29 protein-coding genes and 1 other RNA gene are annotated in these 23598 nt (G+C 57.7%); 13 read left to right on the forward strand and 17 right to left on the reverse strand.

From position 1 onward, the window contains the following. Positions 1–57: 57 nt before the first annotated feature. Complete coding sequence (locus tag ACR0ID_RS06865; RefSeq protein WP_480475793.1) at positions 58–873, reverse strand: TIGR00282 family metallophosphoesterase; 816 nt, start codon at positions 871–873, stop codon at positions 58–60. A 129-nt stretch (positions 874–1002) separates the two neighbouring features. On the opposite strand from ACR0ID_RS06865, the gene ACR0ID_RS06870 reads away from it, so the two are divergent. After that, the gene (locus ACR0ID_RS06870) at positions 1003–1230 is read left to right on the forward strand and encodes a putative hemolysin (RefSeq protein WP_480475791.1); all 228 of its coding nucleotides are present in this window, start codon (positions 1003–1005) and stop codon (positions 1228–1230) included. A gap of 3 nt (positions 1231–1233) precedes the next feature. On the opposite strand, the gene ACR0ID_RS06875 is transcribed toward ACR0ID_RS06870, so the two are convergent. Both ACR0ID_RS06875 and mgtE read right to left on the reverse strand, forming a co-directional pair. Continuing rightward, positions 1234–1791: a 5-formyltetrahydrofolate cyclo-ligase gene (locus ACR0ID_RS06875; protein ID WP_480604533.1), complete on the reverse strand. Its 558-nt coding sequence runs from the start codon at positions 1789–1791 to the stop codon at positions 1234–1236. Then, entirely contained in the window at positions 1788–3182 is a 1395-nt protein-coding gene (gene mgtE / locus ACR0ID_RS06880) for a magnesium transporter (protein ID WP_480604535.1), read from the reverse strand. Before mgtE ends, ACR0ID_RS06875 begins: the two co-directional genes overlap by 4 nt. 139 nt (positions 3183–3321) lie before the next feature. Here mgtE and guaD point away from each other — a divergent pair, with 139 nt between their 5' ends. Then, a complete protein-coding gene (gene guaD / locus ACR0ID_RS06885; RefSeq protein WP_480604536.1) occupies positions 3322–4608 on the forward strand; it encodes a guanine deaminase in 1287 nt (428 codons plus the stop codon). Here guaD and ACR0ID_RS06890 read toward each other — a convergent pair. The 3 genes from ACR0ID_RS06890 to ACR0ID_RS06900 form a co-directional block, all read right to left on the reverse strand. Continuing rightward, entirely contained in the window at positions 4605–5939 is a 1335-nt protein-coding gene (locus ACR0ID_RS06890) for an 8-oxoguanine deaminase (RefSeq protein ID WP_480604538.1), read from the reverse strand. The two genes, guaD and ACR0ID_RS06890, sit on opposite strands and share 4 nt — an antisense overlap. Positions 5940–6053: 114 nt before the next feature. Further along, a complete protein-coding gene (gene hisN / locus ACR0ID_RS06895) occupies positions 6054–6845 on the reverse strand; it encodes a histidinol-phosphatase (protein WP_480554032.1) in 792 nt (263 codons plus the stop codon). 45 nt (positions 6846–6890) lie between these two features. Next, positions 6891–7262: a helix-turn-helix domain-containing protein gene (locus tag ACR0ID_RS06900; RefSeq protein WP_480475779.1), complete on the reverse strand. Its 372-nt coding sequence runs from the start codon at positions 7260–7262 to the stop codon at positions 6891–6893. A 340-nt stretch (positions 7263–7602) separates the two neighbouring features. Here ACR0ID_RS06900 and ACR0ID_RS06905 point away from each other — a divergent pair, with 340 nt between their 5' ends. After that, positions 7603–8559, forward strand: coding sequence for an NADPH:quinone oxidoreductase family protein (locus ACR0ID_RS06905; RefSeq protein WP_480604540.1), 957 nt, complete (start codon positions 7603–7605; stop codon positions 8557–8559). A gap of 6 nt (positions 8560–8565) precedes the next feature. Here the strand turns inward: ACR0ID_RS06905 and ACR0ID_RS06910 are convergent, their stop codons facing one another. Then, on the reverse strand, positions 8566–9447 hold the full coding sequence (locus ACR0ID_RS06910) for a LysR family transcriptional regulator (RefSeq protein WP_480475775.1): 882 nt from the start codon (positions 9445–9447) through the stop codon (positions 8566–8568). A gap of 127 nt (positions 9448–9574) precedes the next feature. On the opposite strand from ACR0ID_RS06910, the gene ACR0ID_RS06915 reads away from it, so the two are divergent. Next, entirely contained in the window at positions 9575–9784 is a 210-nt protein-coding gene (locus ACR0ID_RS06915) for a YjiS-like domain-containing protein (RefSeq protein ID WP_480604541.1), read from the forward strand. A gap of 183 nt (positions 9785–9967) precedes the next feature. Then, positions 9968–10744, forward strand: coding sequence for a Bax inhibitor-1/YccA family protein (locus ACR0ID_RS06920; RefSeq protein WP_480493742.1), 777 nt, complete (start codon positions 9968–9970; stop codon positions 10742–10744). Between the two features lie 186 nt (positions 10745–10930). On the opposite strand, the gene ACR0ID_RS06925 is transcribed toward ACR0ID_RS06920, so the two are convergent. The 3 genes from ACR0ID_RS06925 to ACR0ID_RS06935 form a co-directional block, all read right to left on the reverse strand. Further along, complete coding sequence (locus tag ACR0ID_RS06925; RefSeq protein WP_480475769.1) at positions 10931–11437, reverse strand: hypothetical protein; 507 nt, start codon at positions 11435–11437, stop codon at positions 10931–10933. Between the two features lie 218 nt (positions 11438–11655). Continuing rightward, positions 11656–11823 (reverse strand): 50S ribosomal protein L33, encoded by a 168-nt coding sequence (gene rpmG / locus ACR0ID_RS06930; RefSeq protein ID WP_037309480.1) that lies wholly within the window; start codon positions 11821–11823, stop codon positions 11656–11658. Positions 11824–11950: 127 nt separating this feature from the next. Then, a complete protein-coding gene (locus ACR0ID_RS06935; RefSeq protein WP_480604543.1) occupies positions 11951–12658 on the reverse strand; it encodes a DUF533 domain-containing protein in 708 nt (235 codons plus the stop codon). A 278-nt stretch (positions 12659–12936) separates the two neighbouring features. On the opposite strand from ACR0ID_RS06935, the gene ACR0ID_RS06940 reads away from it, so the two are divergent. The 3 genes from ACR0ID_RS06940 (at position 12937) to ACR0ID_RS06950 (ending at position 14828) form a co-directional block, all read left to right on the forward strand. Then, positions 12937–13572 (forward strand): DUF1326 domain-containing protein, encoded by a 636-nt coding sequence (locus ACR0ID_RS06940; protein WP_209504621.1) that lies wholly within the window; start codon positions 12937–12939, stop codon positions 13570–13572. Positions 13573–13586: 14 nt separating this feature from the next. Next, on the forward strand, positions 13587–14429 hold the full coding sequence (locus tag ACR0ID_RS06945; RefSeq protein ID WP_480516168.1) for a DUF2182 domain-containing protein: 843 nt from the start codon (positions 13587–13589) through the stop codon (positions 14427–14429). A 66-nt stretch (positions 14430–14495) separates the two neighbouring features. Beyond that, on the forward strand, positions 14496–14828 hold the full coding sequence (locus ACR0ID_RS06950; protein WP_480604545.1) for a GYD domain-containing protein: 333 nt from the start codon (positions 14496–14498) through the stop codon (positions 14826–14828). Positions 14829–14834: 6 nt separating this feature from the next. On the opposite strand, the gene rnpB is transcribed toward ACR0ID_RS06950, so the two are convergent. The 5 genes from rnpB to gatC all read right to left on the reverse strand — a co-directional run bounded on the left by rnpB (position 14835) and on the right by gatC (position 18549). Then, positions 14835–15232: RNase P RNA component class A (gene rnpB, locus ACR0ID_RS06955), an RNA gene on the reverse strand. A 124-nt stretch (positions 15233–15356) separates the two neighbouring features. After that, on the reverse strand, positions 15357–16076 hold the full coding sequence (locus ACR0ID_RS06960) for an N-acetylmuramoyl-L-alanine amidase (RefSeq protein ID WP_480604547.1): 720 nt from the start codon (positions 16074–16076) through the stop codon (positions 15357–15359). After that, positions 16027–16731, reverse strand: coding sequence for a hypothetical protein (locus tag ACR0ID_RS06965; protein WP_480475757.1), 705 nt, complete (start codon positions 16729–16731; stop codon positions 16027–16029). Before ACR0ID_RS06965 ends, ACR0ID_RS06960 begins: the two co-directional genes overlap by 50 nt. Positions 16732–16770: 39 nt before the next feature. Then, positions 16771–18258, reverse strand: coding sequence for an Asp-tRNA(Asn)/Glu-tRNA(Gln) amidotransferase subunit GatA (gene gatA / locus ACR0ID_RS06970; protein WP_480604549.1), 1488 nt, complete (start codon positions 18256–18258; stop codon positions 16771–16773). A gap of 3 nt (positions 18259–18261) precedes the next feature. Further along, positions 18262–18549, reverse strand: coding sequence for an Asp-tRNA(Asn)/Glu-tRNA(Gln) amidotransferase subunit GatC (gatC, locus tag ACR0ID_RS06975; RefSeq protein WP_480475753.1), 288 nt, complete (start codon positions 18547–18549; stop codon positions 18262–18264). A gap of 228 nt (positions 18550–18777) precedes the next feature. On the opposite strand from gatC, the gene ACR0ID_RS06980 reads away from it, so the two are divergent. Both ACR0ID_RS06980 and ACR0ID_RS06985 read left to right on the forward strand, forming a co-directional pair. Next, a complete protein-coding gene (locus ACR0ID_RS06980) occupies positions 18778–18936 on the forward strand; it encodes a hypothetical protein (RefSeq protein WP_480554025.1) in 159 nt (52 codons plus the stop codon). A 157-nt stretch (positions 18937–19093) separates the two neighbouring features. Continuing rightward, positions 19094–19657 (forward strand): DUF4202 domain-containing protein, encoded by a 564-nt coding sequence (locus tag ACR0ID_RS06985; RefSeq protein WP_480493731.1) that lies wholly within the window; start codon positions 19094–19096, stop codon positions 19655–19657. Positions 19658–19732: 75 nt separating this feature from the next. Here ACR0ID_RS06985 and ACR0ID_RS06990 read toward each other — a convergent pair whose 3' ends face one another. After that, positions 19733–20404, reverse strand: coding sequence for a ceramidase domain-containing protein (locus tag ACR0ID_RS06990; RefSeq protein ID WP_480604551.1), 672 nt, complete (start codon positions 20402–20404; stop codon positions 19733–19735). 59 nt (positions 20405–20463) lie between these two features. Between ACR0ID_RS06990 and ACR0ID_RS06995 the strand changes: the two genes are divergently transcribed. Further along, positions 20464–21156: a metal-dependent hydrolase gene (locus ACR0ID_RS06995; RefSeq protein ID WP_480604553.1), complete on the forward strand. Its 693-nt coding sequence runs from the start codon at positions 20464–20466 to the stop codon at positions 21154–21156. 7 nt (positions 21157–21163) lie between these two features. Then, complete coding sequence (locus ACR0ID_RS07000) at positions 21164–22135, forward strand: adenylate/guanylate cyclase domain-containing protein (protein ID WP_480604555.1); 972 nt, start codon at positions 21164–21166, stop codon at positions 22133–22135. 25 nt (positions 22136–22160) lie between these two features. Here the strand turns inward: ACR0ID_RS07000 and ACR0ID_RS07005 are convergent, their stop codons facing one another. Then, positions 22161–22619 (reverse strand): nucleoside deaminase, encoded by a 459-nt coding sequence (locus tag ACR0ID_RS07005; protein ID WP_480493855.1) that lies wholly within the window; start codon positions 22617–22619, stop codon positions 22161–22163. Between the two features lie 61 nt (positions 22620–22680). Here ACR0ID_RS07005 and ACR0ID_RS07010 point away from each other — a divergent pair, with 61 nt between their 5' ends. Next, positions 22681–23496, forward strand: a complete 816-nt coding sequence (locus ACR0ID_RS07010) for a pseudouridine synthase (RefSeq protein ID WP_480604557.1) — start codon at positions 22681–22683, stop codon at positions 23494–23496. The last annotated feature ends 102 nt before the right edge of the window (positions 23497–23598 follow it).

The raw sequence follows: 23598 nt of genomic DNA on the forward strand, positions 1-23598 counted from the left end.
GCGCCTGATGACATGCAGTTTCACGCATTGCGCGTGGCAGGGCAAGCCTGACGTTTGTCAATCAGGCCCGGCTTGTTCCAAACGTCCACCAACGCGCACCATGCGAACAGATTTGGCCTGGCCGTCGCGATCATCCGTTTCGACGAAAACTCCGCTCAGCGTGGCCTCGCCATTGGCAGGGGTAAACCGGGTCTTGGGCATCCCGGTTATGAACCGGCGCATCGGTTCCTGCTTGTCCATACCAATGACCGAGTCATAGTCGCCGCACATGCCCGCATCCGTCAGATAGGCTGTGCCACCTGGCAGAATCTGCGAATCCGCTGTCGGTACATGGGTATGTGTTCCCACCACAAGGCTGGCGCGCTTGTCGCAATAATGACCCATGGCCATCTTCTCAGACGTCGCCTCGCAATGCATATCGACGATGATGGCCTGTGCCTGTCCACCCCGTGGGTGCGACTTCAGGATAGGTTCAATGGCCGAGAACGGGTCGTCGAATGGCCGTTTCATAAAGACCTGCCCCAACACCTGCACCACCAGAACTTTGCGCCCGCCGGGTGCGTTAAACAGCCGGTGCCCCCGCCCCGGCGCACCCTTTGCATAGTTCACCGGGCGCACGATACGCTGTTCTTTCTCGATATATTGCAGCATGTCTTTCTGGTCGAACGCATGGTCGCCCAATGTCAGGCAATCTGCCCCGGCATCCAGCAGCAGCTTGGCGTGATCGCCGCTCAACCCCATGCCGTTCGACGCGTTTTCGCCATTGACCACAACGAAATCCAGCCGCCATTCGTCGCGCAGGCGCGGCAAATGTTGCTGAACGGCCGCGCGCCCCGCGCGCCCCATCACATCACCAAGAAACAAAATCCTCATGATCCGGGTCGTAGGTGCTGTGCTGGGCAATAACAAGGCGGAACCGTGAAATTTAAGTTGAGCCGAACTTGAAATTGCATGCAGGCGTGGCAAAGTCTTAGCCATGCGCTTAAATCAAAAGGACATGTTGTGAAGCTATTGGCAATACTGACATTCGGCCTTGTGGTCGCTTCGGGTGTTATGGCGCAAGGCACAAAGACATCCATGCCCAATCCCGCGGCAACCTTTTGCGTCGAGAATGATGGAGTTTACCAACTTCGGAAGAACGAAGACGGAAGCGTCTTTGGTATCTGCATCCTGAAAGACGGTACCGAGGTGGATGCCTGGGACTATTTACGCAGCCACTTTCAGCAATGAGGCTTAGAACGTCAGCACCCGGCTTTCGGTGATAACCATGTTCAGCGGCTGATCGGTCGGCTCCAGCGGCAGTTTCTGCGCCTCTTGCGCGTCAAAAGCGAAACCGATTGCCAGTGTCGCGCGCTTGCCTCGCAATCCTTCCAGCGTGCGGTCATAAAATCCACCACCATATCCCAAACGCCCGCCGTGGGCATCAAAAGCCACCAGCGGCACAATCAGGATTTCGGGGTCGAAATAATCATCGACCTCGGGCACTCTGGCACCGAATGGGCCGTCTTTCAGCGGTCCTTCTGGCGTCCAGCGCGAAAATTTCAGAGGTTTTCCAGCGGCTTGTATCACGGGAACACCGACAGGTCCATAAGCCGCAGCTTCAGCCATGGCAGACACCGGGTCGATCTCGGTTCGGATTGGCATGTAGCCTGACAAGGGCACGCCGCGATAACCCGCCAGAACCTCGGACAAACGTCCGGCCGCACCGGGAACACGCGTGTCGAACGCGACCTTGCGGCGCGCAAATGCCGCTTTGCGTGCAGCTGCTTTGATTTCAGTCAGATCGGTCACAATAGCACCACACTGGCAAGCCCAAGAAAGATGAAGAACCCCATGACATCGGTTGTGGTTGTCACAAAGGTTCCTGACGCCAGCGCCGGGTCAATTCCCAGACGATCCAGCACTACCGGTACTACCGTACCTGCAAAGCCCGCGATGATCATGTTCACGACCAAGGCTGACCCAATCACGACACCCAGCCAAGGTGAACCGAACCACAGCATTCCCACGGTCCCCAGTACAATGGCAAAACACAGTCCGTTCAACATGCCCACCAGCAGTTCCCGCCTGATAACGCGCATCACGTTTGAGTTGGTCAGGTCGCGCGTCGCCAGTGCGCGCACTGCAACGGTCAGCGACTGCGTTCCCGCATTGCCCCCCATGGATGCAACAATCGGCATCAGGATGGCCAGCGCGACAAGCTGGTCAATTGCCGCCGCAAATTGTGAGATCACCAACGAAGCACAGATTGCCGTGCACAGGTTTACCGCCAGCCAGGGCAACCGTCGCCGACTGGTGGCCGCCACACTGTCGGACAGCGAGCTTTCGTCGCTCACACCGGCAAGGCGCAGGATGTCTTCTTCGTGCTCTTCATCCAGAACAACCATCGCGTCGTCGATGGTGATCACACCAACCAGACGCCCGTCGGCATCGACCACGGGGGCCGAGATCAGGTGATACTGGTTGAAGGCATAAGCCACATCCTCCTCGTCCTGATCAACGGGGATGATGTGAAACTCCTCTTCCGCCAGATCGCGCAAAGGCACTTCACGACGGGACGCCATCAGCTTGCCCAATGTCACCTGCGCTGTTGGTTTCAGGCGCGGGTCGACCAGAACAACATGATAGAACTGCTCGGGCAGATCGTCATTGGCACGCATGAAGTCGATGGCCTGACCGACGGTCCAATGCTCGGGGGCCATGACGACCTCACGCTGCATCAAACGACCAGCAGAACTCTCGGGGTAAGCAAGCGCCTGTTGCGCTGCTAGCCGCTCGGAATCTTCGAGCGCACCCAGAATGGCTTCCTGCTGCGGTTCCTCAAGATCTTCCAGAAGGTCAACGACGTCGTCGCTTTCCATCTCGCGCACGGCTTCCGCCAGAACCTCGGGGGTCAGAACGGCGATGATTTCCTCGCGAACCGATTCATCCAGTTCAGACAGGATGTCGCCGTCAAATTCCTTGTCATAGAGCCGGATCAGCCGGGCCCGGTCATAAGGATTGATCTGCTCCAAAAGGTCAGCGATATCGGCCGCGTGCAGCGGCTCCATCAGCTCAATCAGCTTGTCACGATCATCCACATCAACCGCATAAAGGATCGCCGCCACGGTCCGGCGATCCAGCGCATACGCGTCTTCTTCCTGGGGCAGATCGTGTTCGGCTTGGTTATTGCCTGTCGTCATGCGCTGCCCCCTTCTTTCGGCGATTGGCCCCTAAATAGAAGAAGCAGCTACCAGAAAACAATGACAATGCGCCGATTTACCCACTTCTTTCGTCTGCCTATGCTACAGCGCGGTCCCAAACAGGTGGAGAACAGGGCAAATGGCGCAAAAGACGCTTTTGAAAGGGCGCGTTCTGAGTTTCACAGGCTCACCCTTTGACGGAGAGCCAACAGAAGCGACCCAGCTGGACGAAGCCGTCGTGATTGACAAAGGACGCGTTGCCGATGTCGGCGCGTCCGATGCGCTGATGCGGCGTCACCCTGATGCCGTCATCAAGGACTATGGCAATCACCTGATCATTGCGGGTTTCGTTGACCCGCATGTGCACTACCCGCAGACCGCCATGATCGCCAGTTGGGGGAAGCGGTTGATCGACTGGCTGAACACCTACACCTTCCCCGAAGAGATGAAGTTTGGTGATCCTGAATACGCCTCTGAAATCGCCAACCGTTATCTGGATCTGACTGCCGCCCATGGCACCACGACGATGTGCAGTTTTTGCACCATCCACCCCGAAAGCGTGGATGCCTTTTTCACTGCCGCGCAGCAACGGGGACAGCGCGTGGTCGCGGGCAAGACCTGTATGGACCGCAATGCGCCTGAAGGCCTTCGGGACACGGCCCAGACAGCCTATGACCAATCTGCCGCGCTGCTGGAGAAATGGCACCGTGTCGACCGCCTGTCCTATGCCATCACGCCCCGGTTTTCGCCCACGTCCACCCCAGAACAGCTTGAGGCCATGGGCGCGCTTTGGGCGGAACATCCCCATTGCCTGATGCAAACACACCTGAGCGAGCAGACAGACGAAATCGAGTGGGTCCGCTCCCTGTTCCCCGATGCCCGGGACTATCTGGACACTTACGAAAAGTTCGGGCTGCTGGGGCAGAACGGACTTTATGGGCATGTCATCCATCTGGAAGACCGGGAACGCGATCGTCTGCGCGAGGTTGATGCGTCACTGATCCACTGCCCCACCTCGAACACCTTCATAGGGTCGGGTCTGTTCGACATGAACGGCTTGATCCACGATGGCCACCGGATCGGTCTGGCCACCGACACCGGTGGCGGATCAAGTTTTTCAATGCTGCGCACCATGGCTGCCGCTTATGAAATCGGTCAGTTGCGCGGGCGCCCCCTGCATCCGGCGCAATTGCTGTGGCTGGGTACAGTCGGGTCGGCGCGCAGCCTGCGGATGGATGATTGCATCGGCAACATTGCGCCGGGAATGGAGGCGGATCTGGTCGTGATTGATCTCGCCTCGACCCCGGCCATCGCCCAGCGCGAGGCTTGTGCAAACGATGTTTGGGAGGCAATCTTCCCGACCATCATGATGGGTGATGATCGGGCTGTGGCCGAGGTCTGGATCGGTGGGCGGAAGGCCGCTTAGGCCTGCAACGCCTTGGCAAGACTGTTTTGACGCTCAATCACGCGGGGCAGGTCAATCGTCGTGATATGCCCATCCCGCACGATCTGGCGGCCTTCTACAAACAGGTGCTTTACCTGCATCGGACCGGCCAGAAGCAGTGCTGCCGGGTCCCAACTGCCTGCGCATTCGATACTGCGCATATCCCAGACAGCGACATCCGCGCGTTTTCCCGGCATAAGCCGCCCGCAATCAGGACGCCCCAGCACATCGGCCCCGCCACGTGTTGCAATCTCAAATGCTTCGCGGGCCGACATCGCATCTGCCCCATTAACCACCCGCTGCAACAGCAGTGCCTGCCGGGCCTCAAGCATCAGATTACCGTTGTCGTTACTGGCCGAGCCATCAGCGCCGAGGCCGACCTTTACCCCCGCATCGCGCATCGCCCGCACCGGCGCGATGCCTGATCCCAGACGGCAGTTCGAACATGGGCAATGAGCGACACCGGTTTTCGTACGCGAAAACAGGTCAATCTCGGCCCCGTCCAGCTTGACGCAATGAGCGTGCCACACATCCGGGCCGATCCAACCCAGATCTTCGGCGTACTGACCGGGCCGACAGCCGAACTGAGCCTGTGAATAGGCGATATCTTCATCGTTTTCAGCCAGATGTGTATGCAACATCACGCCTTTGTCCCGTGCCAGAAGGGCGGCATCTCGCATCAGGTCCCGGCTGACCGAGAACGGTGAACACGGGGCCAGACCTACGCGGCACATCGACCCTTCGGACGGATCGTGAAAAGCATCCACGACGCGGATCATGTCGTCCAGAATAGCAGTTTCTTCTTCCACCAGGCTGTCCGGAGGCAGGCCGCCATCGCTTTCACCGATGCTCATCGCGCCACGTGTCGGGTGAAATCGCATCCCCAACTCGGATGCGGCAGCAATCGTGTCCTCCAGCCGCGATCCATTGGGGTAGAGGTACAGGTGATCGGAACTGAGCGTACAGCCTGACAGCGCCAGCTCTGCCAAACCGATCTGGGCCGAGGTGAACATCTCGTCTGGTCCGAACTTCGCCCAAATCGGATAAAGTGTTTGAAGCCACCCGAACAGCAATGCGTCCTGCCCGCCCGGCACCGCGCGGGTCAACGTTTGGTAAAGATGGTGATGAGTGTTCACCAGTCCGGGTGTCACCAGACAGCCCGAAACATCGTGAACCTCGCCTTGTGTCTGCAATCCGTACCCGATCCCCGCAATCTGGCCGTCGCGGATCAGAATGTCAGCCCCGGGGAGTTCCTGCCGGGACTCGTCCATCGTCAGGATCAGGTCAGCGTTTTTGAGTAGGATTTCCGTCATGTCGCGCTCCTGCATCTGCCCGTCTCTTGCAAGGAGTGCGAAGGTCGGCGGAAAACGGGCTTAAGAACCGACCGTGTATTATGTACCCGTCATCGGGATCTGCGACAACAGATTTCAGAACCGACGCAGGATCTGAAGGGCCTCTGCATGAATCTCTGCGTTGGCTGCGGCCAATGCCCTACCGCCCTCATGCGCCGGGCCACCTTGCCAATCGGTCACAATTCCGCCTGCCGCCTGAATAACCGCGATAGGCGCCTGAATGTCATACGAGTTCAGCCCTGCTTCGATCACCAGATCTGCCTGCCCAGCGGCCAACAAGGCATAAGCGTAGCAGTCCATTCCATATCGGGTCAGTTGCACCTGTTCCGATACGGCCTGAAACCCGGCCCGGTCATCCGGGGTGCCGACTTCAGGAAAAGTGGTGAACAGCGTCGCCTGCGCCAGAGATTTCGTCCCCCGGGTTTGCAGCTTACTGGTCCCCAGTGGCCCTGTAAGATGCGCACCAGCTGTCGATCCGACAAAGCGTTCGCCAATATAGGGCTGATCAATCACTCCCATGATCGGCCCGTCTGCTGTGCTGAGCGCGATCAGAACGCCCCAAGTTGGTGTGCCACTGATAAACCCGCGCGTGCCGTCGATGGGGTCCAAAACCCAGGTTCGGCCACTGCTGCCCTTGTGCGCACCGTATTCTTCGCCCAACACGCCATCTTCGGGGCGCAACCGGGACAGCACCTCTCGCATGGCTTTTTCGGCGGCCCGATCCGCCGCGGTGACGGGGTCAAACCCTTCGGTCAGCTTATTCGCAGTTTCCAGATTGGTCTGACGAAAAAAAGGAAGAATGGCCGCGCGTGCCGCTTCGGCCATTTCTTCTGCAATTTCAATGTCGCTTAAACTCGCCGGATGCATGGCACTCTGGTGCGGGCATTACCTGACAAAGTCAAGCCAGTCTGATCAGGCGACGTCGCTGAGGACACGTGCAAGTTCAAACAGGCGGCGGCGCTGGTTTTCCGGAATTGCGTAGTAAGAGCGTACAAGATCCAGGGCTTCTTTATCGCCCATCAGATCAGCTGGAACAGATTTCTTGTCCGAGCTGCTTTTCTCTGCTTCTTCCAGACCTTCGAAGAAGAAGCTTACCGGTACGTCCAAAGCCTCGGCAATGTCCCACAGGCGGGACGCGCTGATTCGGTTGGCTCCGGTCTCATATTTCTGGATTTGCTGAAACTTGATACCAACTTGCTGCGCCAATTGTTGCTGGGTCATCCCAATCAGCCAGCGGCGATGCCGAACGCGTTTGCCCACATGGACATCGACGTGATGAGTCATTGGTATTCTCCTCTACTACACACACATTTGTACGGGATCGAGCGACGTCCGAGATCGCAATACCAACAGGGGCTTCCTTAACCGCCCCCTAATCCGGACTGTGCCGTCCCCCGTTACCAGCACTGATAGTCTATATTGCCCGTTTTGAATTTTTTTTCAAGCTGGTTGAGTCGATCCCCCCTCACAAGGGCTGTGGTTGTATGTGTCAAAAGCCCTGTGCGCTTTTCGCTTGCCCCGGTTGGACATGCGACAGATTTTCAGTCGTTTCAGGACGCCGCGCATAAGGAATTGACATCTTGTACAGCCGACGTGCCAATGCCCGAAACACGTGAGGAGCCACATGAAGGCCTTTTGTATTCGATCCGAGGGGGCAGTTGCCCAGCTGTGCGATGTACCGAAACCCGAGCCGGGTGAGGGTCAGGTGCGGGTGGCGATCAAAGCCTGCGGTTTGAATTTCGCTGATCTGTTGATGCAGAAAGGAACGTATCAGGATACACCGCCTGCGCCGTTTACTTTGGGAATGGAAATAGCCGGTGTCGTGGATGCCATCGGTCCAGGTGTGCCCACCCTGAAACCGGGTGATCGGATCGCCGTCTATTCTGGTCAGGGCGGGCTGGCAGAGTATGGCGTTTTCGACGCCGATCGCGCGATCCCGTTGCCTGACACGACCCGTTTCGAAGATGCCGCCGCGATCCAGATTGCTTATGGTACCTGTCACATGGCCCTTGACCACCGCGCCCGGCTGCAACCCGGCGAGACGCTTCTGGTAACCGGAGCAGCAGGCGGCGTTGGGCTGACCGCGGTTGAGATCGGCAAGCTCATGGGCGCCACCGTCATCGCACAGGCCCGCGGCCCTGAAAAGCTGGCCGTTGCCCGCGCCGCAGGGGCCGATCACCTGATTGATACCTCAGAGGATCTAAGGGATCGGGTCAGATCGCTTGGCGGCGCGGATGTCGTCTATGATGCAATCGGCGGCGATGTGTTCAAGGCGGCCTTCCGCGCCACCAATCCCGAAGGCCGCCTACTGCCCATCGGATTTGCCGGCGGCGATGTTCCGCAAATCCCTGCCAATCATCTGCTGGTCAAGAATCTGACCGTTATCGGTTTTTACATTGGCGGGTATCTGAAATTCCGGCCAGAAGCCGTGCGGGAAAGTTTTGACACTCTTTTCCGCTGGCACGCCGAAGGCCGTATCAATCCGCACATTAGCCACGTCTTGCCTCTTGATGAGGTCGCGCAGGGCATGCGGTTGCTGAAAGAGCGGAAATCGACAGGCAAAATCGTGATCACCCCCTGACCACAATCAGCCCACTACGGCACGCAGCTGCGTCCCCCCAAGAAGGCGGAAGTTCTGACGTACCAATTGTGCCAGCGCTTCGACAACCGCGTCTCGACCCGGCTCGCCACCATACAGGTTGATCATATGCGCAGGCAGGTCCGGTAACGCACCCCCGCTTTCGATCTGTTCAAGATGTGCGGCTTCGGTACCTTCCAGTGCCGCATACACTGCCAGATCAGCACTGACTGTGGCCTCGATTGTGCGGTCGTTTTCAGTTTCCACCGACAGTTCCCAGGGAATACCGGCTGCATCCAGCGCAGAGATCACCTGTGGTCGAAACAAGCAGCGACGTCCAAGTGCCAAAGGCAGCGGACGTTTGCGCCAGGCCGATCCACCCGGCGCACCTATCCAGCGCAAGGGCAGCTCTGCAATGGTTTCCGCACCGTCCACCGACGACGGTTCCGTGGTCAGGATCACGTCACATTCGCCGCGTTTGTACATGTCTTTCAACTGCAAGGAATAAGACGAGACCAACTGAACTCGGACCCGTGGAAAATCCGCGTTGAACCGTTGCAGGACCCGTGGGATGGCCGGGTAAACTATGTCGTGAGGAACCCCCAATACCACCTCACCCTCAAAGGCCTGATCGGTCAGTTTCGAGATCACCTCATCATTCAATGCGATCATACGGCGCGCATAGGCCAGCAGTTGCTCGCCAGACGCGGTCAGGGCAATCGTTCTGCCACTGCGGTCCAACAACTGAAGGCCAAGCAACTCTTCCAGCCGTTTCAACTGCATCGAGACCGCAGATTGCGTCAGATGCAGAAATCCGGCAGCGCGAGTCACCCCACCCTGATCCGCCACCGCAACAAATGACCGAAGGGTTGTGATGTCCAGATTCCGCATCTTCACGATTCCTTATGTGTTTCATCAAAAATATTCGCTTTAAAGATATGTCATACTCCCCCATATCAATCAAGGAAATTGATGAAGACGAGATAAACCATCGAGAATGCACGAAAGGACAATAAATATGACCCAAATTGCCATTCATCACCATTGCAAGCCCAAGAAGCAATCGCTCGGCACTATCATCAGGCGTGCTGTTTCCCTGAAGCGTCAACGCCGTCGGCTGGCGCGACTTGATGATCGCGCCCTTCAGGACATCGGAGTCTCTAGATCAGAGGCTGATGCCGAAGCCAGACGTTTCGTCTGGGACGCGCCGGAATTCTGGCAGAAATGATGCAAATACATATCTTTAGTTCATGAGTGGCGGTCACGTGTTGCGGATCGCCACTTTTGTTGCGTAAATTAGTAGGTTTTCCGCGGTAAATACTTGAAACACAGCCCTGAGTTGCCGATATTTGCCTAGAACGCTTCCCTCATAGCAGGGGGGCTGAATAATTATGTAAAGGGAGACCCTTTGATGGCACAATTCGACACGATCCGGACGGCGGCCGGCGCGCGCGCTGCCGAGATTGATGAGGGCCTGCGCGCCCATATGAACAAAGTCTACGGCACTATGTCCGTCGGCATGCTGATTACGTTCGCAGCAGCCTGGGCCATCGCGGGCCTGGCAACCACAAGCGATCCGTCAGCCGCGGCGGCACAGTTGAATGCCGATACCTATCTGACATCGCTGGGCTATAGCATTTACGCGTCGCCCCTGCGCTGGGTCATCATGTTTGCACCTTTGCTGTTTGTTTTCGGCTTCAGCGCCGGGATCAACCGCATGTCGGCAGCCGCCGCACAGCTGGTGTTCTACGTTTTTGCTGCGGTGATGGGCATTTCGATCAGCTGGATCTTCCTTGTTTTCACCGGTGAGTCGGTCATCCAGGTCTTCCTGATCACCGCAATCGCGTTCGCGGGCCTGTCCCTGTACGGTTACACAACCAAGAAAGACTTGTCCGCCATGGGCACTTTCCTGATGATGGGCCTGATCGGCCTGATCGTCGCGATGGTTGTGAACATCTTTCTGGCGTCTTCGGCGGTTGCCTTTGCAATCTCGGCCATCGGCGTTCTGATCTTCGCGGGCCTGACCGCCTACGACACCCAGAACATCAAGACCACATACCTGCAAATGGCCCATAGTGGCGATCAGGAATGGCTGGGCAAGGCCGCTATCATGGGTGCATTGAACCTGTACCTGGACTTCATCAACCTGTTTATGTTCCTGCTGCAATTCCTGGGTAACCGCGAGTAATTGCATGCCATTGGTATGGGAAAAGGCCGGTCATCAGACCGGCCTTTTTTTTGTTTTGAACCAACTGGTGATAGAGCTTGTCCGGCGCACAAGTTCTACCGGAAAAGGCAGCGATGTACGCGCGCCCGGTCAAGAAAAAGCCCCCGCTAGATCGGCGAGGGCTTGATACATCAGAAGGTAAAAGACTTAGCTACAGTTCAACGGTACTGCAAAGCCCGAACTACGCTCGGACGTGCCTTTGCGGAACACATCGCCAGCAGGTAGACACCCGGTGAAACGCTCGGCCTCTTGCGCAAAACCAACGCCGACCGAGTTGTCGACCTTAACGCTGTTCGTCGGCGTACGAAGGACACCATACAAGGTTCCGTTGACACTGACGGTGCTCAAGAACAGATTCGTATCGCTGCCCTGTAGCTGGACCGCATTGCCCGGCGTCTGCCCGCCATTGTCGATGGCAACGGACGCCACCTTGGATGGATCCACTTCATCAACCAAGAGAGTGACGGTCTGAAGCTCTGCCAGTTCGGCAGGGACGTTCGTTTCGGGCGGCAGAAAAGCGACGGCTCCGGGAACGTCGGAAATCGTGCGGGGTTCGCCATCGATTCCGGTAAACCCGACACCTTTGCGGTTGAACGGGTCTTCACAGGCCGCCAAAGTCAGAACGGCTATTGTGGATAACAAGATTTTTTTCATGGCGGTCAACATTTTGTGGCGGTTTGCTCAAGCGTACTTGCAGGTCGGCACAAAAAGCAAGCCGCAGGCCATGCGATTGCATCGGTGGCTGATGCGCTCCTGCAACGGCCCCAGATGGGCATGTTGACGTTTCTGGCAACCATCCACCGGAATTCAGCACGAAAAAAGGCTCTGCCAAGCAGAGCCTTTTTTGGGAAAGTCCAAATAGAACGGAAAGATTACTTGATCTTGCCTTCCTTGTACTCGACATGCTTCCGAACGACCGGATCGTATTTACGAATGGTCATTTTCTCGGTCATGGTGCGTGCGTTCTTTTTGGTCACGTAGAAGTGGCCCGTGCCCGCGGTCGAGTTCAGACGGATCTTGATTGTCGTCGGCTTCGCCATGGTTATCTCCTGCGTCCGGAAAGGCAGGGGCCTTTCGGTTGAATTCCTATGAGCGTGCGCTTTTACGCGCTACGCCGTGCATGTCAAGGCCAATCGGACGATCCCAGCCCAGGAATCGGGCACAGGTTCAACCCGGTAACGTTGGTGCGCCCATATAGTTGTGAATCTGGTCTCTTTCACCGTCCGAAAGGCCCAGCGCAGTGGACAATTGCCGCAAATATGCGGCCTCACGATCATTGTCCAACCGTATTGCCGCCAGAGATGTCGCATAAATCTGCGTTCTGAGAGGCGCCCCAGAATCAGCTGCCAGACCCATTACGTCGACGGGTGCGTTCAGTTGTTCCTGCACAAATGCGCGTTCTTCGTCGCTGATGTCATCGCCCAGTTCACCCAGGATCGTTTCTTTCTCGTGTTCATCCAATTCGCCGTCTGCCTTGGCCGCCTGGATCATTGCCCGCAACATAAGCTTGGCCTGAGCTTCCATCGCGGCACCGGCTGGTGTTCCGCCAAACACCGTCTCCATCATGTCGGTAGTTTGCTGGCTACCAGTTCTGGCCGCCCCCTGCATCGCATTCAAAAGCCCGCCAAGACCGGCGGCACCGGCGGTACTGCCACCCAACCCCATCTTGCCCATCATGTCCTGAAGGCCTGTCGCACCTCCGGGAAGGCCGAACTGTTCGGCCATCTTGCCGAGTTGATCCATGCCAAGGCCACCGCCTGCGCCTTGCATCATGTCCTGCAAGCCTGCCATTCCGCCCATTTTCCGGTATTTTTCCAGCCCCTTCGCGGCTGCGAAACCAACTGCAACGGACGCAAGTGTCTTCATAAAGCTCATGACAATCCTCCCGGTTTTTCAAAATATGCCCCAATTCTATCAGAGGAATGCAAAGGCGAATACCACGTTCAACCCCCACGGGATTCTGGACTGAATTTCCAAGCCGGTGAGGACCGGACGGCAGTGACTAAGTTTGTACATATCACGATATCGTGATAGGTTTACCGCGACTGATACGTCCAAGAGGCCGACTTCAGGCTCGACGGCCAAGGCAGTGTAAACAGGTAATGCCCGCGCGGAGCAGTGTTGTTTTACGCAGCTTTTCTTGGGGGGCTATCATGACAGAGTGGGTTATTCAGGGCGAAGAACTGGCCAATTGTAATTGCAATTTCGGTTGCCCCTGCCAATTCAGCGTTCTTCCATCTCATGGCAATTGCGAGGCAGTGGTCGTTTTCGACATCGAAAGCGGACATTATGGCGATACTGATCTGGCAGGTTTGCGGGCAGCAGGTGTTTATCACTGGCCGGGACCGATCCACGAAGGCAATGGTCAGATGCAACTGATCATTGACGAAAGTGCTACAGCCGAACAGCGCGCAGCATTGCAGGCCATCATGACCGGCGAAGACACTGATGAAATGGCGACCATGTGGTACGTTTACAGTGCGATGGCACCGACGAAACATGAAACGCTTTTTGTACCGATCGAATTGAACTGGAACCGCGATGATCGCAGTGGCTATGCCAGGGTTCAAGGGGTCTTCGACGTCGAGGTCAGCCCGATTCCTCATATCGTATCGGGCGCTGCGCACAGGGCATCGATCCAGTTGCCGAACGGCTTTGAGTACCGCCACGCCGAGGCTGCCTCCGGGTCGGCCAAAACAACGGGTGGTGAGATCAGTCTTACCTTTGACGCCACGCACGCTCATCTCGCACATCTGAACCTCTCGGGTCACGGTGTTCTGGGCGCGTAGCCGGAGACTTTCTCATGACCAGACAGAGTGCGGCAGCCCCTGCCGGGGCGATTGAGCGGCTGTTGAGGCAGGACAATGCAATCGTGTTGGGCAGCGTCCTTCTGATTATTCTTGCAGCCACCTGGTACACAGTTGCCGGCGTCGGGATGAATATGTCTGCGGTCGAAATGACCCGCATGGCAGGCCCGGTTGGAGAGCCCATGCAGATGGGTTCCGCAACCGTCTGGAGCTTCGGTTACACCCTGCTCATCTTCCTTATGTGGTGGATCATGATGATTGCCATGATGACCCCAAGTGCCGCGCCAGCCGTGCTTTTGTTTGCCGCAACAAAGCGAATGGGTCCTGAGAAAGACCGTGCCGCAAAGTTCAGCCTGTGTTTCCTGTTGGGCTATCTGGTGACCTGGGGTGCGTTCAGCCTGGCTGCAACGGCAATGCAGTGGGAGTTGGAACATATCGGGCTGTCGAACGGGCCGATGATGACAATCCGCTCCGGCCTCTTCGCGGGATGTGTTCTGCTGGCTGCCGGGTTTTACCAGTTTTCGAGTTTTAAGAACGCGTGTCTTCGTTACTGCCAAAGCCCCGCAAGGTTTCTGGCCGGTCACAACCGGCCCGGCCCCTTCGGCGCGCTCAGAACCGGAGCCTTGCACGGCACACATTGCCTTGGGTGCTGCTGGGCTCTGATGTTGCTGCTATTCATCGGGGGGATAATGAACCTCTATTGGATTGTCGGTATCGCCGCTTACGTGGCACTGGAAAAGCTTCTACCCAGGACCAGGTGGTTGGTGCCAGTGTCAGGTGTGGCACTGATCGGCACAGGTCTTTGGTTTATCATGGCACCGTTGATTTTTGACATTTGACACGTGACAGCCTTCGGGGTCGGCTGACTGAAAGGCCCTGTAATTTTCGTTAATACGGAGGTTCCAATGCCCATTTTCATTACCTATGCGACTTACTCGCAGGCTGGCGTCAAAGGCATGTTGCAAAAGCCCGAGAACCGCACCGGCCCGGTGAAAGCACTGCTGGAGAAAGTCGGCGGTCGACTGTTGTCCTTCTACATGACAACCGGCAGCAATGACGTGGTTGTGATCAGCGAAGCGCCAGACGGAACAGATGCTGTGGCGGTCGGCATGGCAGTCGCGGCATCGGGTGCGGTCACGAACATAGAAACGGTTCGCGCCTGGACCGCGGACGAGTTCGTTTCGGTCACTGAGAAAGCCGCAAGATTGGCGGGGACCTACACGCCGCCCGGAGGATAAGTAGATACGCGCGGAGGGCCTGTAAGCCGGATCTTGTTCCGGGGTTGCCCCCTTCGATGACCATTCCTCTAGGCCGTGCCTTGCTGCACGGCTCAAGCTGCCAACCCGGTCCCTCTCGGCCAAGACGCGCTTAGCGGCGGTATCGGCTTGCGCCGACCGGCCCGCGCGGGGACCCTATTTGGCATTGCTCCCGGTGGGGCTTGCCGTGCCGCCACTGTTGCCAGCGGCGCGGTGGGCTCTTACCCCACCGTTTCACCCTTACCCGGGGCCGAGGCCCTGGGCGGTCTGATTTCTGTGGCGCTTTCCGTCGGGTTGCCCCGCCCGGGCGTTACCCGGCACCGTTGTCTTGTGGAGTCCGGACTTTCCTCTCGGGCGTACGCCCCAGCGGCCATCCGGCCCTCCGCGCCTGGGCTGGGTAGGCTTTGTGGTCTGCGGCGTCAAGAGCTGACGGATCAGAGAAGGGGCCAGCCCCTTCTTGGCCTGCGGCCAATTCAACCCCGGGATATTTTTGGCCAGATGAAGAGCGGATCAGGTTGTTGTGTCCGACGGGGTGAGCGCATTCATATCCGCCATGTCCAGCGGACCTTTCGCCCAGGGTCGAAATCGCAATCGGACAGCGGCCAGCAGTTTTGCATCGTCCACGGGGGCGGTGAAACCTGCCATCCGAGCAGAGGCGCGAAATGCTTCTGCATCAGGTGACATCGGATCAACTCCTGTGCCGCGCGGTTTGGCCAGCGCTTGCCTTTCGAGCCTGTTCCAGTCAAAGCGCGGCCCAGGGTCGGATTTGCGCCCGGGCGCCATGTCGGAATGTCCGATAACTCCGGACGGAGTAATGGACCAGCGGGTCATGATCAGGGGCAACAGCTGTTCCAACACCGCCATTTGCGGCTGCGAAAACGGATGTTTGCCGGTGTTATCCAGTTCGATCCCAACCGAGCGCGAGTTGATGTCGTCCTTGCCGCCCCATTCCCCTGCCCCGGCATGCCAGGCGCGATCTTCTTCCCGCACCATTTGCCAAAGGGTGCCGTCATTGCCGATCAGGTAATGGGCCGAAACCTCGGAAGCCGGGTCGCACAGGCGATCCAGAGCCGCCAGTGCACTGTCCATGGCCGTATAGTGGATCACGATCAAGAATGGCACCAACCCGCCCCGGCGCTTGCCGAAATTCGGAGACGGATGCCAGATCGGCGTCAGGGCGTCAGTTGTTAACGGCACTGCGGAACGGGCTGGGGTCCCAGCCACAGGCATAGCCGTCGCCGTCTGGGTCCAGACCCTTGCGGTCACGTTGCGGACCGCCGTTGGACAGGAATTCGATCTGAGCCTGATCCGGTGACGGGAATTGCGCACAGTTCCGCTGTGCCTTGGCTTGCAGGTTGAAACCGGAGCGGCTGTAGAGTTGCGTGCCCACCGGATTGGAGGTGCTTAGCGCATATTGTACGATATTCGGCTGGCCGCTCGCCGTGCGCTCAGGCACGGCGGTTGGTGCGACAACTTCGTAGGTCTGGCGGTTTTGTTCAATCCGCGCGGCATCGGATTGGATGCTGCGCCTCTCGGACACGGCCGCGAAGTCCTGCTCGTCAGAGATCGCACTGCTGCTGGAGCCGGAAGCCGGCGACGCGGGGACCGCGGATTGCCCAGACGTGCTGGCCAACGCTGCGGCAGTCTGGTTGGCGATGTCCGCATTCTCACCCGTTGCAAAGGTTGATGCTCCTGACGCGCCCAGTGGTTGCTGGGAAACATCGACCGGAGCCAGCAGCGGATTGACCGCTCCACCCTGGCCGGCCAATTGAGCCTCGCGCCGCGCCTGATATTCAGGCGTGTTGAAACCCGTGCTGGTCAACGGCGCGACATTGGTGCAGGCCGCAGCCAGTGTCAGGGCCGGGACCAAAAGCAAAACACGCATTGTTTGGCTCCGTTTTTGGTAATCCACTTTCCCGAAGGCTTACCACCATTTGCCGGGCTTGGCCACAAATCCGGCTGCGTTTTCCAGCGCATAAGCGGTGTTGAGCAAGTCACCTTCTTCCCACGGGCGCCCGATCAGCTGCAACCCCAATGGAAGACCTTGTGCATCCAGGCCTGCGGGGACCGAGATACCGGGCAAGCCCGCGAGGTTCACGGTAACCGTAAAGACGTCGTTCAAATACATCTGAACAGGGTCCGCCTCGGTCATTTCCCCCAGACCGAACGCCGCCGAAGGGGTTGCCGGTGTCAGAATGGCATCGATGCCCGCGGCAAACACGTCTTCGAAGTCTTTCTTGATCAGGGTCCGGACCCGGCGCGCGCGGTTGTAATAGGCATCATAGAAACCTGCGGACAGCACATATGTGCCGACCATCACGCGGCGCTGCACCTCGGGGCCAAAGCCTTCGGCGCGAGTCTTTTCGTACATCTCAGTGATGCCATCGCCCTGCGCCAGCTGTGCGCGGCGGCCATAGCGAACACCGTCATAGCGGGCGAGGTTCGAAGATGCCTCGGCCGGGGCAATCACGTAATAGGCAGGCAGCGCGTATTTGGTATGCGGAAGCGAAATATCGACAATCTCGGCACCCGCGGCTTTCAGCATCGCTGCGCCATCGGCCCAGAGTTTTTCGATCTCGGCGGGCATGCCGTCCATACGGTACTCTTTCGGGATACCGATCTTCTTGCCCTTGATGTCACCAGTCAGCATGGCCTCGAAATTCGGGACGGCCAGTTCGACACTGGTCGAATCCTTGGGGTCATGCCCGCACATGGTTTCCAGCATGATTGCTGCATCACGTACGTTCTTGGTCATTGGTCCTGCCTGATCCAGCGAGGAGGCGAAGGCGACGATGCCCCAACGAGAGCAACGACCATAGGTGGGTTTGATGCCCGTGATGCCAACAAAGGCCGCAGGCTGGCGGATCGAGCCACCGGTGTCGGTACCTGTCGCCGCCAGGCACAAATCAGCAGCCACGGCAGACGCAGAGCCGCCAGAGGAGCCGCCCGGTGTCAGATGCGCATCATCGTTGCCACGGCGCCATGGGCTGACCGCATTGCCATAGGTCGAAGTTTCGTTGGACGATCCCATGGCGAATTCGTCCATGTTCAGTTTACCCAGCATCACCGCGCCCGCGTCGGCCAGTTGCTGTGAAACCGTGGATTCGTATTCCGGCTTGAACCCTTCCAGGATTTTCGACGCCGCCTGCGACGGCACACCCTTGGTGCAAAACAGATCCTTGATACCGATCGGCAGGCCACACATCGACGGTGCATCGCCACGCTGGATCCGCTCATCCGCGGCCTTGGCGCGTTCCATCGCAATTTCCGGCGTCTTGTGGACAAAAGCGTTCAGCGCATCTGCCTCGTCAATGGCTTTCAGGCAGGCGTCAGTCAGCTCGACAGAAGTGACGTCACCGGAACGCAGGGCATCGCGTGCCTCGGCCAGACCCAGTTTGTTCAGATCGCTCATGTCTTACTCCACCACTTTAGGGACTGCGAAGAACCCTTCGCGGGCGTCAGGGGCGTTGGCCAGAACCTTGTCCTGCTGGTTGCCGTCGGTCACCTCGTCCTTACGGCGTTTCAGCCGCATCGGCGTGACCGAAACCATCGGCTCGACACCTTCGACATCCACTTCGTTCAGCTGTTCGATGAACCCGAGGATGGTGTTGAACTCGGATGCCAGCGCCGGGAGCGCGTCATCCTCGACCTTGATCCGGGCCAGTTTGGCCACTTTGGCGGCGGTGCTTTGGTCAATCGACATCGGCTTCCCTCATCTACGTTATGGGGCGTTTACCTGTCTGTCGCGGCAGTCGCAAGACCGCTGCGCCACAGGCCGTGGCGAGTTTTTGATCCCCCACATGACACCCGCCATTCAAAACTGAATGAGTGGTATGCAAAAACGTAAACTGATTAGTTCAATATTGATCTTGAAAATTGAACTATACTGTTCATTTCTAATTGTGCGACACAACGCAAACCGGAGAAAACCATGAAACCCCTGATGATTGCCGCAGTCTTGTCCGCCACCTTTTTGGCCGCACCGGCCATGGCCTTGGGTATCGACACAAACAACCTGACACGCACGTTGACCTTCCCGTCGCCTGTGACGGAGCCGGTCACACAGGACAAGGTTAAACCTGCAAAGTGACGCGCAGGTTCCGGCCGGGTCGGATATCCCCTCTCCGACCCGGCCAAAGCGCATATTCGAGGGTGCACAGCCCAAAGCGAGTCGTTAGCATTGCTGCAAATACCAAAAAGGAACTGCATAGGGCACTTGCGGTTCTGACAAGCAAGTGGAGCAGCTGATGAACACGCAAAAACAAGCGGTCCTGGATGCCATTGATGCGGCCAACGCAAATGACCCCAATCGCGATGATGGCCGCCCCGAAGCGCAGCTTTACGGCGAGCGGATGAGCGCAGAGCTTGACCGACTGTTTCCGGGCGCGTCCGACGCCTTGCAGATTGCGGCGCGTGGTCAACATGTGGAGCGGTGGAAACTTGCCCGCAATGAATTCCCTGAAGGCCGGGCGGGTTATCTGGCCTGGCGCAAGGCGCAGGGTGTGCATCACGCGGATGTGGTGATGAGTTTGATGACCCAAGAAGGCTATGACGCCGAGCAGGCCGAAGCCGCGGGTCGCATGTTGCGCAAGCAAGGCATCAAACGCGATGCAGAGGTGCAGGCGCTGGAAGATGTGATCTGCTTTGTATTTCTGAAATGGTATTTCCAGCCCTTTGCGGCGAAACACTCAGCCGAGAAAATCCAAAGCATCGTTGAGAAGACTGCCCGCAAGATGTCGCCCGAGGGCCGCGCACGGGTTTTGTGCGAATTCGACCTGCCGGATCATCTGGCCGCAGCCTTTCAAGACTGAGAAAAGGGCCGCGCCGTTTCACCGACCGAATCATAAGTCTGAAGGATGGTCACGACAGGCCTACCCGACATATGCTCATGATCCACGAGTTTGGGTAACGCGGCCCCTGATGAGGGCCGCACGATACACTTCGATCATCCAGCCCAGCATAATAGCATTCAGGATATGCCACATGAAATGTGTCCCCACCGGCCATTGGCCGCAGAAACGCATATCGAGGGCACGGAAGGTAATCGACAAGATCAGGATCAACGCCCCGATTGTCATTCCTTTGGCCAGAATCGGATCACGGCCGCGCAACGCAACAGCATAGATCAGGATCAGCAAAGCGACCGCCGGATAAACCGCCGAACCTCCAAGCCCCGGAACCTGTTGGAAAAGTGGGACAGCAGCAGCCGCATAGGGAAGAAAAAGAAGCATTCCCCCGAACGCCAGCCCCAAAGGCATCCTCCAGATGTTTTTGTTCACCGCAAAGATATAGACTAAAATGAACGACAGTATGGGCGCGACATCCGCCAAAGCCGCCCATACCTGCGCATGCGTGTGAAACAGGTAACTGCCAAACCCGATGATCGCCAGAAGCGCCACCAGAACCTTGGCCAGCGGCATGTTCTGATTGCGCACGCGCCGCCACATGACCCATGCGCAAATCAGAAAAGCAGCGTTTGTGACCGCGTTAACGGGCTCGGCCCAGTAGGCCGGAGACAACCGCTCGCAATACCCGTCTATTTCACGAAACCAATCCATGGAAATTTACTTATCCGATGTTAGGCTGCCGCCAACAGAATGATTGGGAGGAAATTATTATGAACATTATCTGGTTGGGCCATGGAAGTTTCCGTATCGAATCCCAGGGACAAGTGCTGCTAATCGACCCCTGGCTGACCGGCAACCCGGTCATGCCCGAGGAACAGCATGACGCCGCCGTTGATGGCGCCACCCACATCCTTCTGACCCATACACATTTTGACCATGTCGTCGACGTTCTGCCGTTGGCCAAACACCTGAAAATTCCGGTTGTGGGACAATATGACCTGATGGGGTACTGGGCCGAAGCCGAAAGCATCGAGACCATTGGTTTCAACAAGGGCGGCACGGTCAACCTGAACGGAGTCAAGGTAACAATGGTCCCGGCCTCTCACAGCTCGACCTTTTCGACACCTGACGGCCTGCGCACGGGCGGCAGCGAGGTCGGCTTCATGATCAGTACCGAGGGCCGCATGGTCTATGTATCAGGTGACACGGATATCATGGCGGATATGGACTGGATGGGGGATTACTACAAACCCGATATCGGCATCCTGTCCGCAGGTGGGCACTTCACCATGGATATGAAAGGCGCCGCCTATGCAGCCAAACGATACTTCAACTTCAAAACTGTGATCCCCTGCCACTACAAGACCTTCCCGATTCTTGAGCAATCCGCTCAGGCGCTGGCAGGTGCTTTGCCGGGTGTAGACGTCATCGAACCGCAGGTTATGCAGGCGATAAAGCTGTAGGGATGATATGACCAGCGACATTGTCCCTTCACCGGAACTGATCGCAGTTGTACGGCGATGGAATCAAGCCGTTCACGACAAGGATCGGGCTGTGCTGGTCAATATGTTGTCATCCTCGGAACACCTGCGGTATCAGGGCTCGGCGGATGAAGAGGCATGGTTCGGGCAGGTGTTTCGCCGTGGCTTCGCGGATCACACCAAGGAAATCCCGGACTATGACTGGCAGGAACATTCGCTGGAAGCTTTTGAATGTGGGGATGTGGGCTGGGCATTTTGCGAAGCGACGCTGACCTTTCATTCGAACGGCAATTCAGCCTGGCACCGCTTTACATTTGTACTGCATCTGGAAGACGGCGTCTGGAAAATGGTGCAGCTGCATGTGTCCAACCCAACCTCGAACATGGAAAAGATCGGCATCGAACATGCGGCGTTGAATGCACTGATCGAAGCCGCAAAGCAGGAGTTCACACAGGATCAGACTGAGGGAACCGCCTCGGTCATGTTCACTGACATTGTCGGGTCGTCAGATATCACCCGGCAATTGGGCGACAAGAAATGGGCCCAGCTTATTTCCGGTCATTTTGATCTGACTGAAAACCTCATCCACGCCCATCAGGGACGGCTGGTCAAATCCCTTGGGGACGGCACGATGTCGATCTTCCCAACAGTCCAGGATGCAATCCAGGCAGCAATCGAGCTGCAAAGTAAGAACGCGTTGGCAAATGCCGAAACACCTCTGGGTCTGCGGATTGGAATTCATACTGGCGACGTCATACAGAAAGATGAGGATTTCTTCGGGTCCGTCGTCAATAAGGCCGCGCGCGTGACAGACGTAAGTGGCCCGAACGAATTTCACGTCACCGACGTAACCAGATTGCTGGTCAGCCCGGCGGGCGGTCTGAAATTCAGCACGCCAAAATCGGTCTCACTGAAAGGGTTCGGCGGGCAGCAGACAGTGTATCGCCTGGACTGGAACTGACAGTAGCCGTCCTGTCAGGCCAGCCTCATTTTTCTTTTCGTTTTTCTGCGAAAAAATCCAGCAGCAGGGTTTCACATTCTTTGGCTGCTAAGCCGTCATAGACCTCGGGCTTGTGATGCGCTTGCGGGTGGGAAAAAACCCTCGCGCCATGGGCCACGCCGCCGGATTTGGGATCGGAAGCCCCGTAATAAACGCGCCGGATACGCGCGGCCGCCAGGGCCGCTGCGCACATGGCGCAGGGTTCCAGTGTGACATAGATATCATGTCCGGGCAGTCTTTCAGATCCAGCATGGGCACAGGCCGCGCGCAAAGCCAGGATTTCTGCATGCGCCGTTGGGTCGTTCGACTCACGCGTCCGGTTTCCTGCCACCGCCACAACAGAGCCGTCCGGCCCGACAATGACCGCGCCAACGGGCACTTCGCCGCGATCCGCTGCAGCGCGCGCCTCACTCAGTGCCTGTTCCATATGCGATTTGAACATCATGCCCCTGACTGCATCAGAAACCTGCCTTTCGCAAGCGCGCGGGATAGGGTATGGCCCAGACATGAACAAGACCCCTCCTCCCGGCGACCGGATCGCCAAAGTCCTGGCCCGCGCCGGCGTCGCGTCGCGGCGCGAGGCCGAACGCATGATCGAAGCTGGCCGCGTGGCCGTAAATGGCAAGGCCATCGACAGCCCCGCCCTGAACGTAACAGAAAAAGACAAGATCGTTGTCGACGGTAAACCGGTCTCGGAACCGGAACCCTCGCGCTTGTGGCTGTATCACAAGCCTGCTGGGCTGGTCACAACAACCCGCGACGAAAAAGGGCGCGATACGATTTTCGACAAGCTGCCCGAAGACATGCCGCGGGTGATGAGCGTTGGCCGGCTTGACCTGAATTCCGAAGGTCTGCTGCTGCTGACTAATGATGGTGCTATCAAGCGCAAGCTTGAACTGCCAGCGACCGGCTGGTTGCGCAAATACCGTGTGCGGGTAAACGGCCGCCCGAAAGACGAAGATTTCGAACCGCTGCGCAAAGGGCTGGTGATTGAGGGAGTGCGGTTCCAGCCGATGACCGTCACGCTGGATCGCCAGCAAGGGGCCAATGCCTGGCTGACCATCGGTCTGCGCGAAGGAAAGAACCGTGAAATCCGCCGCGCGATGGAAGATATCGGTTTTAATGTGAACCGTTTGTTGCGGGTTTCTTACGGACCGTTCCAATTGGGCAATCTGAAGCCGGGCGAAGTCGAAGAAATCCGCCGCCGCGTTATGCGCGATCAACTTGGCCTGGATTCGGATGCCAAACCCGAAGCGGCCCCCAAACGCCCGACGCGACCACAAAGAAAACGCCCGCCCATCGGCAAGAATCCCCGCAAGTGATGCAGGTTCGGCAACCTTCCCCCTAGCGCCAAGCATGCGTATCCCCTAAATTTTCTGTGATTGCTGCTATTTGGGGAGCGTGATGTCCGGAAGCGGAGTGCA

Source organism: Ruegeria sp. AL2, from assembly GCF_056540845.1.